At 36.2% G+C, this 19062-nt stretch carries 15 protein-coding genes, 1 pseudogene and 1 other annotated feature; of the genes and pseudogenes, 4 read left to right on the plus strand and 12 right to left on the minus strand.

Annotation, left to right across the window (positions count from 1 at the left end):
• Positions 1 to 32 precede the first annotated feature (32 nt).
• Entirely contained in the window at positions 33 to 2051 is a 2019-nt protein-coding gene (locus CC92_RS0107135; RefSeq protein WP_029503603.1) for an alpha-glucuronidase family glycosyl hydrolase, read from the minus strand.
• Positions 2052 to 2439: 388 nt separating this feature from the next.
• On the opposite strand from CC92_RS0107135, the gene CC92_RS0107140 reads away from it, so the two are divergent.
• From CC92_RS0107140 to CC92_RS22490, 3 genes are all read left to right on the plus strand, one after another.
• Positions 2440 to 3330: a helix-turn-helix transcriptional regulator gene (locus CC92_RS0107140; RefSeq protein ID WP_029503602.1), complete on the plus strand. Its 891-nt coding sequence runs from the start codon at positions 2440 to 2442 to the stop codon at positions 3328 to 3330.
• A gap of 381 nt (positions 3331 to 3711) precedes the next feature.
• Complete coding sequence (locus tag CC92_RS0107145) at positions 3712 to 7254, plus strand: glycoside hydrolase family 2 TIM barrel-domain containing protein (RefSeq protein WP_029503601.1); 3543 nt, start codon at positions 3712 to 3714, stop codon at positions 7252 to 7254.
• A 106-nt stretch (positions 7255 to 7360) separates the two neighbouring features.
• A complete protein-coding gene (locus CC92_RS22490; protein ID WP_155998388.1) occupies positions 7361 to 7630 on the plus strand; it encodes a hypothetical protein in 270 nt (89 codons plus the stop codon).
• A gap of 422 nt (positions 7631 to 8052) precedes the next feature.
• Here CC92_RS22490 and CC92_RS0107150 read toward each other — a convergent pair whose 3' ends face one another.
• From CC92_RS0107150 to CC92_RS0107160, 3 genes are all read right to left on the minus strand, one after another.
• On the minus strand, positions 8053 to 9345 hold the full coding sequence (locus tag CC92_RS0107150) for a serine dehydratase subunit alpha family protein (RefSeq protein ID WP_029503599.1): 1293 nt from the start codon (positions 9343 to 9345) through the stop codon (positions 8053 to 8055).
• Between the two features lie 287 nt (positions 9346 to 9632).
• The gene (locus CC92_RS0107155; protein ID WP_029503598.1) at positions 9633 to 10484 is read right to left on the minus strand and encodes a DegV family protein; all 852 of its coding nucleotides are present in this window, start codon (positions 10482 to 10484) and stop codon (positions 9633 to 9635) included.
• Positions 10485 to 10693: 209 nt separating this feature from the next.
• Positions 10694 to 11011 carry a DUF2087 domain-containing protein gene (locus CC92_RS0107160; protein ID WP_029503597.1) on the minus strand — a complete coding sequence of 106 codons (318 nt, stop codon included), beginning with the start codon at positions 11009 to 11011 and terminating at the stop codon, positions 10694 to 10696.
• 155 nt (positions 11012 to 11166) lie between these two features.
• Between CC92_RS0107160 and CC92_RS22500 the strand changes: the two genes are divergently transcribed.
• A complete protein-coding gene (locus CC92_RS22500) occupies positions 11167 to 11313 on the plus strand; it encodes a hypothetical protein (RefSeq protein ID WP_155998386.1) in 147 nt (48 codons plus the stop codon).
• 168 nt (positions 11314 to 11481) lie between these two features.
• Here CC92_RS22500 and CC92_RS0107170 read toward each other — a convergent pair whose 3' ends face one another.
• The 8 genes and pseudogenes from CC92_RS0107170 to CC92_RS0107205 all read right to left on the minus strand — a co-directional run bounded on the left by CC92_RS0107170 (position 11482) and on the right by CC92_RS0107205 (position 19056).
• Positions 11482 to 12474, minus strand: coding sequence for an aminopeptidase (locus CC92_RS0107170; protein ID WP_029503596.1), 993 nt, complete (start codon positions 12472 to 12474; stop codon positions 11482 to 11484).
• A gap of 442 nt (positions 12475 to 12916) precedes the next feature.
• Entirely contained in the window at positions 12917 to 13249 is a 333-nt protein-coding gene (locus CC92_RS0107175; protein ID WP_029503595.1) for a branched-chain amino acid transporter permease, read from the minus strand.
• On the minus strand, positions 13240 to 13917 hold the full coding sequence (locus CC92_RS0107180; RefSeq protein WP_029503593.1) for an AzlC family ABC transporter permease: 678 nt from the start codon (positions 13915 to 13917) through the stop codon (positions 13240 to 13242). Before CC92_RS0107180 ends, CC92_RS0107175 begins: the two co-directional genes overlap by 10 nt.
• Positions 13918 to 13962: 45 nt before the next feature.
• Positions 13963 to 14091 (minus strand): annotated as a pseudogene (locus CC92_RS0107185) (sugar O-acetyltransferase); the annotation flags it as partial.
• Positions 14092 to 14153: 62 nt separating this feature from the next.
• The gene (locus tag CC92_RS0107190) at positions 14154 to 14855 is read right to left on the minus strand and encodes a hypothetical protein (RefSeq protein ID WP_029503590.1); all 702 of its coding nucleotides are present in this window, start codon (positions 14853 to 14855) and stop codon (positions 14154 to 14156) included.
• Positions 14845 to 16419 carry an AAA family ATPase gene (locus CC92_RS20815; RefSeq protein WP_029503589.1) on the minus strand — a complete coding sequence of 525 codons (1575 nt, stop codon included), beginning with the start codon at positions 16417 to 16419 and terminating at the stop codon, positions 14845 to 14847. Before CC92_RS20815 ends, CC92_RS0107190 begins: the two co-directional genes overlap by 11 nt.
• A gap of 38 nt (positions 16420 to 16457) precedes the next feature.
• Positions 16458 to 17975, minus strand: a complete 1518-nt coding sequence (locus CC92_RS0107200; protein WP_029503588.1) for a 2-isopropylmalate synthase — start codon at positions 17973 to 17975, stop codon at positions 16458 to 16460.
• 103 nt (positions 17976 to 18078) lie between these two features.
• Positions 18079 to 18496, minus strand: a binding site (T-box leader).
• 65 nt (positions 18497 to 18561) lie between these two features.
• A complete protein-coding gene (locus CC92_RS0107205; RefSeq protein WP_029503587.1) occupies positions 18562 to 19056 on the minus strand; it encodes a GNAT family N-acetyltransferase in 495 nt (164 codons plus the stop codon).
• Positions 19057 to 19062: the final 6 nt, after the last annotated feature.

Here is a 19062-nt window from a genome sequence, read left to right on the forward strand (position 1 = left end):
TTACGGTTCGATAATAGAAAACGAAACAAATTCTAATATATCTTCCTTCCCTTTTCATCCTCCATCGCAGTCTTCCTATAAAAATAAGAGCAAATCACATCTCTCCATTCCTTTGCATGTTCCAGTTGTTCCTGTAATCGAAGCAATACTCTATGAAAAGGTACTTCCTCAAGTTCACCTTTTAAAGTTTCCCACAACCGAATCATCTCTTCTACATTCTCAACACCTTCAAAGTGCGAATCATAGATATGCTGAATCAAAGTCTTACCAGACTTTAACCTATAGGTATAAGGAATGCGATGGAAAAATAATAACAGCTCTTCTGGACATGTTTCCACTGATTCATATAGCTCTTCATTTGGCTTATGATATTGTGCCGTATACCCGGTTCCATTCTTCGTTCGGTCCACACCGATTGCTTTATGGTCAGCTCGGTGGTAGGTTCCCCAACGGTCATATTCATATCCATCCACATTTGGTCCATAATGATGAGAAGGATTCACCATCCATCCAATACCTAGCGGAGAAGTATAGTTCTCATAAGCTGGCCAGGATATCATTAGAATTTTAGTTATATTATCTATGGCTTGTTCCTTCGTACCGTAGGTTAAGGTAATCCATTCTTTCGCAATCTCCTCTGATGTTAGTTCTGGTTCAAAACTAAGCCTTCCATATCCATAGAGGTTCGCTGCTGCCAAATCATGACCAGTCCAGTTTTCATCAGTTCCTGTATTTGCTACTGCTGCCATTCCAGTGTTTTTATTACCATAGGTATTACCGCTTACGATATCTAGTACTGTATCATTTTCTTCTTTGCAATAAGTCCTAAACTTTAAGATGTCCTTGAACATCGGAATTAAGTAACAAACATGTCTTTGCTGACCTGTATATTCCTGTGCAATCTGAACCTCTAGCATCAGATTTGTTTTCTTCATCCCACCGAATAAAGGGGATACAGGTTCTCTGACCTGAAAATCCATTGGACCATTTTTCACCTGTAAGATTACATTCTCAGAGAAACTACCATCTAATGACTGGAAGTTATCATAACTTGCCCTTGCTCTGTCTGTCTTCGTATCTCTCCAATCCTGTTTGCAGTTATACACAAAACATCTCCAGATAATCAAGCCTCCATAAGGTTTTACTGCTTCAGCTAACATGTTGGCACCTTGTGCATGGGTTCTTTGATAGGTAAATGGCCCCGGTCTTCCCTCGGAATCTGCCTTCACTAAAAACCCTCCAAAGGAAGGTATCTCTTTAAATAATAACTGTACTGCTTCCTTCCACCACAGGCAGACTGCTTCCGCACATGGGTCAGCAGTTGTTAATCCACCTAGTTCCATAGGCGCTGCAAAATTTAAGGATAGAAAAAGTTTAATCCCATAGGCTGCAAAAATTTCACCCATCTGCTTTAATTTGTCTATGTAGCGGTTTGTTATTAAATTAGTAGCAATACCACGAACATTCACATTATTAATCACTACTGCATTGATACCAACGGAAGAAACGAGCCTTGCATAAGCTTTGGTACGTTCATTCACTATCACTTCCCCATGTTCAAAAAAGAAGGAATTTCCGGAATACCCCCTCTCGATACTGCCGTCCATATTGTCCCAATGATTTAACATTCGAAGAGGATTCTTTGGCAAGATCCTTTTATTCAGAGTATGAGCATCTATGTTAAGAATGGCACTGCGTATCAAGTCAAAAGTTCCATAGAGAATACCCTGGGAAGTGAACGCTTCAATTCGAATCATCTCTTCTTTCGATGTAATTCGATATCCTTCCGATGACAGTTCTTTATCATCGCAAATTTTAAGATGAATTCCTTTTCTATTACTACCTGAACTTACATTTATATTCTCTAGTATCGTATCAAAAAAGCTGCTTTTCATTTCAATAGAGAATAACTCTTTTGCAGCTGTTTTTAGTTCAAATACTGCATTTTTTACAATAGAGTCCTCTTTATTATAAGTCACGAATGTAAAATAATTTCGCATCGCTAGTCCGTCGTTTTTACGGTAATTTAACCACGCTTTCTCAAATCCCATTGTTAATCTCCTCCTCTTCCAATCTTAAATGTAAAACAACACCTTAATGATACATACTTTTTTTAATACTCATTATATCCTTAGGTTACTTATAAACCAACTATACGTTATGAATCCTAAGCACACTTCTTATTTTTTGCTCTATTTTTCTCAAATAATGCTATTTTTTAGCGTTATGAAATTTTGTTAATCAAATAATGCTACTTTCATCCAATTTCTCTTTACAATTTTTTCTTAATGATCTATACTAAACATATTAATTGCACGATTTTCACTCAGAATAAAAACAATATTTGTGCATATCTAATAGATTTTTTTGTATTTAAGTTATCGCAACATATGACCAAATGAAGCTTATTAGTGTAAATCTTAAAAGGGAGGGGCCTCTATGATAGAAATATTAAACGGTACACGAGAAACGGTTGCATACGATGAGAACATCGGTATACGACTTTACTTAAATGAGGAGTACGAAGATTATCCAATTCACTGGCATACTGCTGCAGAAATTATTATGCCAATTGAGAATACATATGAGGTTGTCGTAAATAATACACGCTACCATCTGGATGTTGGCGATATTATCCTACTACCTTCTGGTGAGCTTCATCAACTCTATGCTCCAACAAAGGGGCAACGGATTATCTTCCAATTTGATTATTCCTTACTCTATAATCTCAATGGATTTGACTCTGTATTTCATATGTTCCATCCTTGTACTATCATTACAGATGAAACAATGCCTGATATTCATGAGGATCTTCACAATCTCATGCTTCGTATTATGAAAGAATACTTTAGTGACTCTCCTTTAAAAGAAGCAGCAATTTACTCTATGCTCGTTAATTTCTTCGTCATCCTAGGGCGAAACCATATCACCTCAGAGAAAAAGTTTCCGAATGCAAAGAGTCCGAAGCGTCATGAATACATCGATAAATTTCTCATGGTCTGTACCTATATTAATGAACATTGCACTGAACCAATTAACGTAGATGACCTAGCTAAGTTAGCCGGCTTTAGCAAGTATCACTTCATGCGCTTATTTAAAGAGTTTTCAAATATTTCTTACTATGACTATTTGAATAAACAGCGAATCATGCACGCAGAAAAATTGCTCATTGATCCTAACCTAACCATTACTGAGATTGCGATGCACTCCGGTTTTAATAGCCTTGCAACCTTTAACCGAATATTTAAAGAACAGAAACAGTGCACCCCTAGTGAGTATAAGCGCCTTCATGGTCCGAACATCATTCGGTTTAATACTTCTCAGGCATAAAGTAATTCAATCTTATTTGATTACACACTTATTTGATTACACACTTATTTGATTACACACTTGTTTGTTTCCAAACTTATTATATCAGTAATGCAGCAAGCTTTATTAGCATCTTTCGAATATAAGTAAATCCAGTTTTTTATTAATAGTCATAAGTATCAATCATTAACACATCCTTTTACACCTCACTTTTCATAGATTAATGGTATTGGAAATATTAAAAGACTACATGTTTCGTATAAGATGTTACATTGTGGATGCTTCTAAGATGAAATAGAATGAATGGTAGACGTATATTGGCGTAATTTCTAAAGAGAAAAATTGAAAATGGCTAATCTTCAAGAACGAACAATAATTTACTATATAGAAAGGTGAACGAACATGAGCAATCAAATTAAAAATCGAAGATTAATGAATGATGACTGGAGTTTTTCTAAACAACAGCTAGGCGCGACCCTGTCACAAGTATTAGATGTAAAAAACGTATGGCAACCTGTTGATTTACCCCATGACTGGCTAATTTATAATACCTACGATTTGTATGAGACTGGGGAAGGTTGGTATCGAAGGACGTTACCAATGGAACAATTGAAAAATAAGGAGAGATACACCTTACGTTTCGAGGGTGTCTATATGAATTCTACCCTCTACGTGAATGGAAAGGTAGCTGGTGAATGGAAATACGGTTACTCTACTTTCGAATTCGATATTACTGACCTTTTGACAGTAGGTGATAACGAAATCGTGATGCAAGTAATCTATGAGTCACCAAACTCAAGATGGTATTCCGGTGCAGGAATTTATCGTAATGTATGGTTTCATACCTATCCTGAATTACATATTAATCCAGATGGAATTTATATATCAACTCAAAAAACTGGAGACGATTTTTCTGCGTTTCTCTCAACAGAACTCTCCTCCTTACCTATCAGTATGGAGCCAGAAATTATAGTACCAGAAAATTCCTGTGGAATAGCGAAAGATTCATTTTCTTCTACAATTGAACTTCGTCACACTTTATGGTCACCAAACCATGAATTAGTTTGTACTCACACCGTCAACGTTACAGATGAGGTTACGAAGAATGCCTTCTATGTGCAAGACAGTACGTTACATATTGAAACCCCTTTTCTATGGGACCTTGAGACACCAAATCTATATCAGGTGCAAACTGAGATTATAAAAGATAACACTGTAATACAAACTGTGGAGCAAAACATTGGTTTCCGTACCATAGAATACTCCTGTAAGGAAGGCTTTTTCCTGAATGGAAAACATGTTAAACTGTATGGAGTATGTCAGCATCACGATCTTGGCTCCCTTGGTGCTGCTATCAATCGCACTGCTCTTCGCAGACAATTATCCATATTAGCCGAAATGGGTGTCAACGCTATTCGTACTTCTCACAATATGCCGGCGATAGAGTTGATGGAACTTGCAGATGAGATGGGATTTTTAATCGTCTCCGAAGGCTTTGATATGTGGGAACGTCCAAAAACTACTTATGATTATGCCCGCTTCTTCCCAGAATGGGTAGCAAAAGATGTAGCTAGCTGGATTCGCCGTGACCGAAACCACCCGTCTCTCATTATGTGGAGTATTGGAAATGAAATCTATGATACCCATGCAGACGAACGTGGGCAAGAAGTTACAAGGATATTATTAGATCTTGTTCAAAAGCATGATTATCGACTCAATGCCCCTGTGACCATCGGTTCTAATTATATGGCTTGGGAAAATGCTCAGAAGTGTGCAGATATCGTAAAATTTGCCGGATATAACTATGCAGAACGACTCTACGAGGAGCACCATGAGCTTCATCCAGATTGGATGATCTATGGTAGTGAAACAGCATCCACCTTGCAAAGCCGTGGAATCTATCATTTCCCATATTCTCAGCCAGTTCTTGCAGACGATGATGAACAATGCTCCTCCCTTGGTAATACAACTTCAAGCTGGGGTGCACGCAATACCGAATACTGCATAACAAAAGACCGTGATGCCACCTTTAGTGCGGGGCAATTTATATGGACAGGAACTGATTATATAGGAGAACCAACTCCATATTTTACGAAAAACTCTTATTTCGGTCAGGTAGATACTGCTGGTTTTAAAAAGGATACCTTCTATATCTATCAGGCAGAATGGACGGATTATAAAAAATCACCAATGGTACATTTATTCCCATATTGGGACTTTTCAAAAGGGCAAATGATTGACATTAGAGTTTGCTCCAACGCTCCTAAAGTTGAATTGTTCTTCAATGAAAATTCGCTTGGAACCTATGATATTGATCACAAATATGGTACGAAATTATGTGGTCACTGGCAACTGCCATTTGAAGAAGGTACCTTAAAAGCGGTTGCTTATGATGAACTTGGAACCATAATTGCAACAGATACCCGTACCTCTTTTGGTGATGCTGCAACGATTAAATTAACCCCAGATAAAACCACCTTACTTGCAAATAGTGAAGATCTAATCTTTGTAGAGATCAGTATGGAAGACTGTAATGGAAATCCAGTAGAGAATGCAAATAATCGTGTCACTGTAGAAGTAAGTGGTGCTGGTCGTCTCATTGGATTAGATAATGGCGATAGCACAGATTATGATCAATACAAAGGAATCAGCCGAAGATTATTCAGTGGTAAATTACTTGCAGTTATTGCATCAACCTTAACACCGGGTGAAATTACAATGAAGGTTTCCTCAGAAACTTTACAAGCAAAGACTCTTACCTTTACTTCCATTCCATGTGAGTATCCAGAAGGTCTTAGCGATATTATGAGTAATACTGATCACATAATCTATCCGATACTAAATCCAGACGTTGTGATTCCTGCTACGAGGGAAACTGAGATACCAATTCGTAAGCTTGAAATCGTAACCCCTCTTGGTACCACTCTCTCTAAGGACTTAACATCAATTGAAGCTTATGTAATAGTTCATCCTGCAAATGCTACCTATCAAGATATCGATTGGAGAATTACCAATGGTTCGGGTATTGATTCCAATCTTGCTAAACTTGAGAAGGATGGAACCAAGGTGAAGGTAAATGCTCTTGGTGACGGAAAAGCATATCTACGCTGTACTTGTCAAAATGGTGCGGATAAGGTACGTATGTTTACTGAAGTCGAACTTAACTTTAAGGATCTTGGAGAGGCAACCATGAATCCTTACGAGTTTATCTATGGTGGTTTATACTCCTGGTCCAATACGAACCTAACGAATGGAATCGAACGTGGTATTTCTTCTCTGTTACAAATGGATACTTATATCTGTTTTCATAATGTAGACTTTGGTTCCTTTGGTTCTGATGAAATTACTGTTCCAATCTATTGCCTAAATGCGGAGCCACCAGAATTTCAAATTTGGGAAGGTATCCCTCATGAAGAAGGTAGTGAGTTACTGGCTGACTGTATCTTCACGAAAAAACCAATCTGGAATCACCATCAACCAGAAACATATAAATTAAAGCGAAGAGTAAAAGGCATCGTAACGATTTCCTTCGTTGTTTTCGTCAGATTAAGCGTCCAAGGATTCCAGTTTACGAAACCACAAAAAGGATTTGCAAAATTAAACGCAACCGATTGCGACCTTATCTATGGGGATACCTTTACTAAGAAAGAATCTTGTATTGAAGGTATAGGAAATAATGTTGCATTGGAATTTTCAGAGATGGATTTTGGTGAGCAAGGTATTACAAAACTCTCTATTAGTGGCCATTCTCCGATAGAGAAGAACACGATTCATGTGAAATTCGTTTCTGAGGAAGGTAGTATAGAAGAGCTTGCCGAATTTAATTATACGGAAGGTTACGAAGTAAAAGAGTTTGAATTCTCAAAGAAAACAGGAAAATATAATGTTACCTTCTTATTCCTTCCGGGAAGTAATTTTGACTTTGAGTGGTTTCAGTTTGAGTAGGATTATTAAGAAGTTAGTGAAGGTAAATTTAATAAATCATTGCGAATAAGAGCACTGTAATAGAAATAGTAATATATGAGGATAATTTAATGTGAGGTAATGTTGCATGAAAGACGTGGATATAATAAAACGATTACGACGTATCTGCTATTTTGATATTGCTTTATTGCTTTTTGCAGCTGGTTTAAGATTTATTTTAGACCTTAACTATATCATATTATTTTTAGTCGTAGCCTTCAGTTGTTTTATTATCTGGAAATATTACAGATGTCCTTATTGTAAGGAAAGTCTCGATACTCGACTGAAATTAAATGAGAATACCCACTGTCATAACTGCGGTCATATCATCTCTCAATGGAAGAATCATAAAGAATAAGCTCAGATGCATAATTTTATGTTGTAGTAATAACAAGTGGGATGATAGCGTATAATTCTACTATATGCTTATAAAGTAAAAATTCTCGTGTTCTAAGGTAGGTTCAAATTTTGCAAATATGGATATGATGCCAGATGAAAGAGGGTATCGTAAATTCTAAACAATTTACGATACCCTTTTATTTGCATCTTAATTAGATATAGATGTTTTCTTACTCGTCCAGTAGGATTTTAAGTCTGAAACCGATTTGTAACACATTGTAAACTCGTATAAACATCATGATTTTGCTATATTGCAGCATTCTTACCTTTTACCATATCAGCTTTTTGAACTCTTATTCTATCTTTCACTGTTGGAACAGAATTTCCTACTGTTTTCCACTCATCATACTTTGGAATATAGCCTAAATAAACAAGTATCTATTAATTCTCTATCATCAGATTTAGAATTTCAACATCGGTCTCTTTCATACCGACTCTTCCCATCTGGCTAATCGTTTCGATGGTACGCTCTATGTTTTCTTTGACTAAACCTTCGCCGGCACCATACGTATTGTCATCCATTGCTAAATAATGTCCCATCAATGCTGCATCCACCGCTGACGCAATTTTCGCTGCACAAGATGATTTTGCACCATCACAAACAATACCTGAAACATTTCCTAAAACATTCGTGATCGTTTTTGCTATCGTATCAAAAGAAGCATTGCATAAGTAAGATATTGCCGCACCACTACCACAAGCAGCACTAACTACACCACAATACGCGGACAGCTTACCAATTCCACTCTTTAAATGGATGGCTATTAGGTTGCTTAAAACTAACGCACGATATAACTGCTCTTTACTAGAATTTAAATGATGCCCATAAACAATCACGGGTAGAGAAACGGTCATTCCTTGGTTACCACTTCCGGAATTAATGATTACTGGTAATGTGCAACCTCCCATACGTGCATCTGATCCTGCAGCGGGATAGGCTTTTGCTAGCATCTTTACATCATTCCCGTAATTCTTTACTATTGTTTTTCCTACATTGGCACCATAAGAGTTGGTTAAGCCCTCATTTGCTATCTTTAGGTTATATTCAATCTGTCTGCCTAATACCTCCGAGACATCTTCTATCTTTACAGTATTAGCAAACTCATAGATTCGCTCTAATGTAAGTTGATCTTTTGGTAAAGAGGCAGATTCTATTGTATTACATCCATCTCCTTGCTTTACCTCATCTCTTTGTTGTTCTATCAACACGCCGTTCTTTTTGATACTGACAATGTTGGTATGACTCTCTTTTATCTCAACGGTAGCAGTATCGCTTCCCTTAGTCGCAGTTACAATTATGTGTAAATTGGAAGATCCAGAAAGTAATTTCACTTCGCAAATACTTTTATTAAGAAGCTCTTTTGTTTCTTTAATGTGTTCTGGTGTAATGTATTTTAACACCTCAAGCTTTCCGTCTGGATCACCGCCTACAGCTCCAAGGATGGCACTGGTATCAATTCCCCTCATATTCTCTGTCGTAGGAACAATGACACCTTTTACGTTCTTAATAATATTACCACTGCATTCCACAATAATGTGCTCTGGCATACTCCCAAGTACGTTACGAGCCTTTGCAGATGCATAAGCAATCGCAATTGGTTCCGTACAACCAAGTGCAGGTATTAGTTCACTATGTAGTATCGTTAGAAAATCTTGATATACATGATCTTTCACTCTGTTATCCTCCGTTATTTCTATTTCAACATTCATTATTATAACAAGATGCGCCATCACGCTAGTCGCTATAATATAATAAATTTATATCAATCATCCACTTTTCTACCATTTCAGTCTTCTAGAAATCTGACACCAGAGTACAAAAAAACGGTACTAAAGATTCGTTTAATCTATAGTACCGTAGCATACAATTTTTAACTCGTCAATATATGATTTTCATAGGAATAATATTTTTATCGCTCACTTCAGATCTTTCTAAAAGCGAATTCGCATCCATAGAATATCTATTTCTCATAAAAGAGTATTCCCAACGTATTAGGTCCGCAATGAGAAGATATTACCCCACCAGCTCTAGTTATAAGTATCTCTTTAAAGTAATTCAGTCCCTTTAGAAACTGATAGACTTCTTCTTCAATCTGCTTATCAATCCCAGAATGAGTGATAAATACTCTCCTTGGATCTGCCTTTTGTAGCTGTTCTTTTAATTCACCTGCATAATTCATAACAACTGTATGCTGTCTTCCTCGATATTTCTTCTCTACTCCCATCTTACCATTTCTCACAACAATCATGGGCTTTAGTCGTAACGTATTTCCTAAAAGTGCTGTTACAGCGTTACATCTTCCTCCACGGTGAAGATAGGTTAATGTATCCACAACAAATGATGCTCGAATTTTATCCTTATCATTCTCCAACCTCTTGACTATCTCCTCTGCTGTAAATCCTTCCTTCACTAGATCTGCTGCCCGTAGTACTAAAAGACCTATTCCAGTGGAAAGATTTGCAGAATTCACAACAAATAACCTATTATATTCCTGTTCCTGCGCTACCATTCTTACTACCTGACAGGTCACAGACATTTCTTCTGAGATACCAAAGAAGATAATAGTAACCTTTTTCTCCATGTATGGTCTTAATAATTCTAAGACAACCCCAGGTTCCGGTGCTGCTGTCTTAGGCGTTACCCCTTCACGGTCTGACCATTCATAGATATCCCCCGGAGTTATCTCTTTACCATCTTGATAACTCGTCATCCCCAATACAATATTCAGTGGAATTATTGTAATATCATATTTACTTAATAATTCATCCGATAAATCACAAGTACTGTCTGCAAAAATTTTGATTTCACTCATCACTCTTCTCCTTATCTTCTATGTAAATTATGACCTCTATTTTTACAACTCAACCAAGAAAAATATCAAATCATTTCAAGTATATGGTAACATACCACTTTGAATTATAAAAATCAATCCCCTTTTTCTACCAGACATATATTATATAAACATCAGAAGATAGGGCCTGATTACATAAACATCTAAGGATTTTACTCTATGGAGCCAATCTAAAAACCTAACTCTTTCATAGATGGTTGCTTTTCTTCAAGCCAATAAATTGAACCATTCTCTTTTCGATTGATAAATCGTAAATCATACAATTCTCTCCTAATTAATGCAGCATCTTGAAAACAACAAACAGAGTTAATCATATCATTCATTTCCTTCTCTTTATACTCCCTCCCACTTTCAAACTCCTTTGCGATCAAAAACAAAGCTGCATTCTTTAGTTTTCGCTTTGCTGGATATTCGATAAGTTGATTTTCTCTATTTAAAAAATTCTTTAACAACGAGAGTACGTTCTCTTCTAATTGCTTATGTTCCATAAAAATACTCCTTTCTTCTCTACCCAGTACTATTTTTCAGAATCACTACTTAAATCTTGCTGTAAAATGTGGTATCTATATGAGATAACATATGGTAAAATATCTATGAAGATATTCAAACAGATAAATTCATAAAATTGATTGAGGTGAATGAAATGAAAAAACAAAATGTAGGGTTTGCATTTCTTTTATTAGGTTTGATTTTTGCAGTTCCAGCAGATACATTTTTATTTTATATCGGTGCTATATTAGGATTGATTGGTCTAATTATTGTTATAATCCATTCCAAAGACGAGGAATAAGACCTATTCCCTCACTAAGTTAGTGAATACAGTATCCAACAGAGGTAGAAGATCCGAAGTACTCATCTTTATCATCGCCTGGATAAGACTCTTTTATTGATTTCAAAATAATTGGAGAGCCAAATAAACCAACTACTATTCGATTTATAACTCAATCTTAATAAAACTTTATTCATAACTAATAGTAGCAAATCCCACCATATCGATATGCATTGGGGCCTCATTAGTACCACCAAACATATGGTTAGCACCAATCGCAATATGAATAGTTCCATCCATCTTTTCATCTAATACAGTACAGCCAGTAAGTTCTCTAATGTTTGGATTCAATCCAATACCAAACTCACAGACCACACGACCATTCTCAGGTAGCTCCATCAGATATTCCTTAATTAAATCATGATTACTATCCACAATTTTGCCCCCACATATGGTAAGTATCACTTGCTTACATACTGGTAAGTCATCCAGATAAAGAGTTTCAAAATACATGGTCCCTTCTGTTCTATCCTCCAGTGGAGCAACGTAGACTTCACCGCATGGCAAATCACCATCTCCAGCATCGATAAACCACTCACGGTTCTCATATTCTATTGTTAAAGTCTCATGTTCACCAGTATGTAGGATTGCTTTTTTAGTATTCTTAATTTTTTCTACCTTTTCTTCTCCAAGAAGACGTATCTCTTCGTAATTAACATCATAGGCACTTGTCATTTTTTCTATAAACTCTTGTGGTTTCATTTGAAATTCTTTTGCATTGTCCTCCGTTGGTATTCTTAATTGAGTAAATCGTTTCGCTTTCCTTAAGGTACCAAACAAACCTGACATATATCTGCGATAGTTTTGCATAGCTTCTTCACTTAAGTTACCCCCAATTACTACCGGCTGATAAGCAAATAAATCAATTACAGCATCAAAATTCTTAAATATCTCAAAATAGCGTTCGTTAAAACAACAATCCCCCGCTTTCGTAAATAACTCACGATTTACAGTTCTTGATTGCATTACTTCAAAAGGTGTCGCACCTAAAGAAGCTACCTGTATTGAAAAATCATGTAATATCTGCCTATCCTTATCATCCCCCCAAAAATGCAAGAGAATTAGCTCTCCTTCTTTCACTCCCGTCGCTTTTAAAAGTTTCTTGATTAATTCCTTTTCCATCGTCTTCCTCACTTTCACATTAGCATAATAAGTGGATAATTTATGTATCTGTGTCTAATAGTATTAGTGTATCTGTATCTAATAGTATTGTTGTATCTATATCTAATTGCATTGTTGTATTTATTATTATATTAATCTATTTATATTATGTCAATATTGATTTTATATCTATCTAATTATATTTAGCATCTATTTTCACAATACTCATTTTTTATGTGCTTAGTATACTTCAAAAAACTTTTCAAAGTATCTATGCTGTATGGATATCTCCCTAAACAAGAAAAAGCACGCTTCTCGAAATTTTTCTTGTCATGAATTAAAAAGGCGGTAGAAAACAATTTTGCTTTCCACCACCTTATTTGGGTTATTACATCTAATTTTTTATGATAATAGATTCAGAACTATTACTTTCTTATTCAATCTTACAAAATACAAACTATATTTAGAATACAAGCTGCACCAAAAGCATATACACTATTGTACCTCCGCCAATACTCAATAAGACATTGTTCTTTAAACGATGTAAAATAAGAATTACCCCAATTGCTAGTAATTCTGGTAGCCCATGGCTGCCTTTTATTATATTTACACCTTTTAAGCAATAAACAACCAATAGCCCCATCATTGCTGTAGGAAGTGCCTTTCCTAAAAATTCTATGTATTCAGGTATTTTCTTATGTTCTGGAAATAAAAGAAATGGAAGAAACCTTGTAATCATCGTTCCAAGTGCTACTGCCACTATAATTCCAATCGTTTGAAGTGAAGTTAAATGCATAACTTTTTCCTCCCTCCACTTAAGCATAGCACTATAAGTATCATTGCAGGAATTACCATCTGGTCTGCTCCAAAGATAAGTAAGCTTAGAATGGAACACATGATACCCACAACTCCCATAACACGATTCTCTTTCTTCTTCCACTGCTCTAAAAATAATACAACAAACAATGCTGTTAATACAAAATCCAGCCCTTCTGTGTTAAACGTGATAAAATTACCAGCAATACCACCTATTAATGTACCAAATACCCAATATAGATAATTTAATAAAGAAATTGCGAAGTAAAAGTACCTCCGCTCCACCCCTTCTGGTGGTTCAACTCCATATGTTATAGAGAATGTTTCATCACATAGTACATATATTAAAAAGTATCGCATCTTGCCGAGCCCACGATACTTACTTAACATAGAAATTCCATAAAATATATGTCTGGCATTTACCATAATACTAAGCAAAAATGCCTGTAAGGGCTGAAAAACTGTAGTCAATAAGGCAATTGCAACAAACTGCATACTACCACAAAATGCTACTGCACTCATTAAAACAGACCAGACAGGCCCATAACCCTTAGTTTTCATTAATACCCCATACGCCATACCTAAAAATAAGAATCCTGTTAATATGGGTATCGTATGAGGAAATGCTTCTTTCAATGCTTTTTTCATAGTGTACCTACTTTAATATAATATTGATATACCGAAGAGACGTTATTAATAATCCTCCACATCAAATTCACGGTTCTTAAAATAATACTTTCTATCTTCTTCCGTAATTTGACGAATGACACGACAAGGATTCCCCACTGCGATTGAGTTATCTGGAATATGCTCTGTAACTACACAATTACAAGCTGAAAACTTTATTTTCAGCTTGTTACGATTCGTGCGCAATAGCACAAACTTCACTGTTCCCTCTCCTGCAAGTAAATCCCAAAATTAGAATACCTCTTTAACGAATTGCAGTCAAGTTTTATGAACTCCCATGTCTCCTCATAATCTCCCTTAACAGCTAAATTGTCTTCTTGAAAAAGTTTCGCAAACTCTCCTGGCTTTTTATAAAAGCGATTCTCAAATTCCTCTGCCAAACGTTCCTTCTCTTCACGAGTTAAATTAGGATTATTATGAAGGACATGATCCATATTAGAAGAAAAGTAATACACATGATAAGGAATCGTTCTCCATACCTTCTCTATTGATAACATTCTTTCAATAACATCTGACTTTTGTTCGTTACGCTCTTTTATATTCTGTGGATCTGGCGTTAAGATTTCTTCTGACTCGTATTTCGTATGTGGTGCCCCCTCCTCCACCTTAGTCTCCTTTTTTATATGCTCCTCTGATATAAATGCACCATCTGTATCGATAATATGGACAACCTCATAAAAATCTTTTGGTTTAAAGATACTTCCACTAAAGTTTTTAACAATGCCACCAATTCGCTCACTAATATTACTTGCATTAGTCCCATATCTTGACGTAATATCTCCATGAGTTAAGACAAAGTGAACCGATGCCCCCTCAAGGAGCTCACTAAGACAGATAGAGAGACTAGTCTTATCATGAATTCCCTCCACAATAAATAATATAATTTTTCTACTTTCCATCGTTATCACCTGCCATCTTCAATGCTCTTCTTATGACATAAGGATTGGTCATCTCATAGATACACTCCTTCTGTCCTCCAAGAATAATATCATGATAGTAAAAGTCTCTTAAATTCTGATTCGTTCTCACATTTTGAAGGCGCAGATATCGATGATTTTCATTGGTTGTGGTAAAAAGTATATTTTTCTTATTTAATACTTCAAGTGGCCGTAAATTATGAGAAGTAAAGAGGAGTTGTCCTTGACCAGACTCTTCAAAAATTTGCAGTAGCTCTCCAAGTAAAAACTCAAAAATCCCACTGTCAAGCTCGTCAATCGCTACAGTAACTGATGAATCCTTATAAGCAAGTATCACCGCATAGAGAATAGAAATTAGCTTTTTGATGCCATCGGATTCGTATTGAAGTAAGATTTCATGTTCTCCCCGTCTTGCATATAATTGAGTCTCGATTAGATCTTCTCCATTCTCTCCTTTCTGTTCTTCTAATTCCACCAAACGAATACTAAGGCCTGGCACTAATTCTCCAAGAACTACATTTACTAGCTCTATCTTTTGTTGGATCATAGGTGTAAATTCTTTCGGAAGTAAGGATGTTCCGTTCAGTTTTAAACTACCATATAACATCGATACTGTTTTTTTATCATCTAAGACAAAAGAAAAAGGTAATGCAATATTCGCATTGATAACACCGCTCTGGACATTGCTGATAATATGAAGTTGATAGGTTGCATAGTAATTGAGCTGACAGATTATTTTTAGAAGATCAGAGTTACTTACTTCCGATATCATAGTTAACATATCTTTTGAAAAAAGATATGAAATCCCATTCTGATGTGCCCTAGTTAATAATTCTTCAAGATGATATTCCTTCTTATCTCTGAATAGGTCTGATAAAAGATTCTTCGGTGAAACTTTTATACTAAGCATCCCGTTCTCATTTTCATATTCTTTTTTTACAAAAACCTTTACAGTCTTTGATTTTTCATAACGGTTCGATTGAAGTTTTGATATACTTAGTATTTCACTGGTTATTGTAACACTTCTCTCCACTTGAGTATCTCGTTTTGCTTCCAACTTAGAGTTCACTTTAAGATTTGATTTAAGGTCAATTCGAGTTCTCTTTTGATCCTCAGATAATTCTTCTTGATCCTCAGCTAGTTCTTTTCGACACTTAGCTAATTCTTCTTGATCCTTATCCAAGAACTTTCTTTGGATTATGTCCACCTCTTTTGAAAAAGTCACTTCATAGACTACCTTGTACTTTTCCTGTTCTTCCGTTACCACGCTAAACTCAAACGAGCAGACTGCTGCCTGCTCGCCGCATGTAATCATATTACTAAAATTCATTGGTAATGCAGTACCACTCATCAATCCTTTTAACAAAGATAATGCACATATAAGTGTTGTTTTTCCAGAACCATTCTGACCATATACTCCGAGAACATCCGCTTTTCTCTCATAGATATCTTCCCAAAGATTACAAGTAAACCGAATATTTCCCATTCTGACATTCTTTAAGTTCTGTATCGTTATCTTTTGTAATCGAATCATTGATTTTGCCATACTGCATCCCTCTCGTTATTTTTATCGCTAATGGTATGTTAACTATTTAATACGATTTTATTCACACTATTTACGAGGGCTAGTGCACTTGCTTTCATAACATCTCTTTCAATTGCTTTACCAAAATAAAATTTTCCGTCATATTGGATTTGAACAACTACCTTTCCTAAGGACTCTTTTTCTGCACCGATATTTTGAATTCGATAATCAATCAGATGAATTGGCATATCTACCGCTTTTAGTATTGCTGCATATAATGCCGATATTGCACCATTTCCAGCCTCACTCACTACAGCTTCCTGATGATTTCGAACTAATTTCACTGTTGCTGACGGTAGATTCATATTGACATTCATTTGAAAATCTTCTAACATCCACAGCTTTTTTTCACCATTCTTTTGAACTCTATCATCCCCATCCAGTAAATCGATGACGTCATTATCATAAACTTCTTTTTTCTCGTCCGCTATGTTTAGGAACTTGGCATGAATATCATTTAATACATCAGGTGCAATTTCATATCCAAGCTTTTTCGAGATATATTCAAATGCATGTTTTCCAGAACGAGCGGTAAGTACAATATCCATAGGAGGGGCACCGATATCAGAAGGTTCGAAAATTTCATACACATCCTTAGACTTAAGTAAACCATCCTGATGGATTCCAGAAGAATGTGCAAAGGCATTTTCCCCTACAAGTGCCTTATTTACTTGAACATCAAGACCCATTGTTCGGCTTACAATTCGGGAGGTTTCATAAATTGCTGAATGATTAATATCAGTGTATCCGTCATAATATTCCGGATGAAGTTTAATCCCCATAACCACCTCTTCTAATGAGGTATTCCCTGCTCTTTCTCCTATTCCGTTAATGGTACATTCTACTTTATTCGCACCATTTCGTACAGCAGCTAAGGTATTTGCAGTTGCAAGACCTGAATCATTATGGCAATGGACACTTAATAATACATGTGGAGCCACATTCTGAAGACGTTCATAGATTTGATGGATTAAACCACCAAACAACTCAGGAACCGCAAATCCTACCGTATCCGGTATGTTTACACAAGTAGCGCCCGCTTTTACTACTGCCTCAATTGTCTTCCACATATACTCTAAATCGGAACGGCTCGCGTCCTCAAGAGAGTATTCCACCTGCGAAGTATAGCGTTTAGCATAGGCTACCGCATCCACACCCATCTGTAAGATATCTTCTGGATTCTTATTGAATTTTTTAGTGATATGAACGTTGGAAGAACCTAACACAATATGAATCATAGGATTTACAGCTTCCTTTAAACTTTCATACATGCGATCAATATCAGATTTTACAGCCCTTCCTAACGCAACTACGGAAGAATCCTTTATCTGCCTGCTAATTGCTCTTACTGCTTCAAAATCTCCTTGGGAGGAGGAAGGAAATCCTGCCTCCATATAGTCTACCTTTAGTTTCTCTAACTGTCTCGCGATATACATCTTTTCATCAAAATTAAGTTTTGCTCCCGGTACCTGTTCTCCATCTCGTAAGGTAGTGTCAAATACATAAATTTTTCTCATCGTTACCCCTTTCCTGCGCTCTAACGCATCGAAACATTCGTGCTATCCTATAGCATGCCTATCGTCTTCTTAGGCGTAAAAAATCCCCCAATCGTCTTGTAATCCAAGAGACGAATTGGGGGATTTCCGCGGTACCACTCTTCTTCATGCCAAAAGCATGCGCTTTATCGATACAGTCTATAAAAAATTTGCTTCGCTATTCTAGGCTTACCAAATCTTAAACTTGGAGGGCGAAGACACCTATTGCATCGAACCAGCAGAGAAACTTCCTACTGTATAAAAAAACTTCTGTCTCCAAAGAGACAGAAGTTACTCTGCTATACCACTCTTACGTGTTTGTTCGATACATCTTTTATGATCTATATCTATCCCCTGTAACGGTGGGCTTCCGTCTTAACCTACTATAACTTTTCAGTCAGCTACTCCAAGGCGAGTTCACCCTACTTAGATTCTTGCTTCGCACCAACCAGCAAGTCTCTGAAAATCCTCCTACGGTTACTATTCCTTTTCAAAGTATTTATCATATAAATTTTCATTATTCTACCAAAGTTTTTTCACTCTGTCAAGATAAATCGCTAAATTATTTTTATAATTTTTTTATGAAAGATTCTGCTAATGAGCCGTCCTCAGTCTCATAAATCTTCTGAGAAAAAAATCCATGATTCGTCAATATTTTCTTCGATGCAAGGTTATTTGGTTCTACTATAGCTGTCACTTGTTTGATTGTTTTTGGTTCCTTGATTTTCTCTAACAAAACATCAACGATACCGCTTCCATATCCAACACCCCAATACTCAGGGAAAAGCATATATTCAATTTCAGCTTCCATATCATCCTCATTTAATATCGCGGCACCCAATCCAATATACTCGTTCGTCGTTTTTAGAAATACTTTGAAGTATCCGTAGGCAGCTTGTTCCTGATTCATTTTAAGCATATACCCGTACAAATACTTAGCTTCTTCCTGCGTGAATACTCTGCCATAATTCATCTGCATTGCCATTTCATTGGAAACGAGCATCCAATATGCTGAAAAATCCTCCCAAGAAGCATACTTTTCAAGTATTAACATATCCTTCATGTAATC

This window comes from Lachnoclostridium phytofermentans, from assembly GCF_000733755.1.
GTDB lineage: Bacteria > Bacillota > Clostridia > Lachnospirales > Lachnospiraceae > Lachnoclostridium > Lachnoclostridium phytofermentans_A.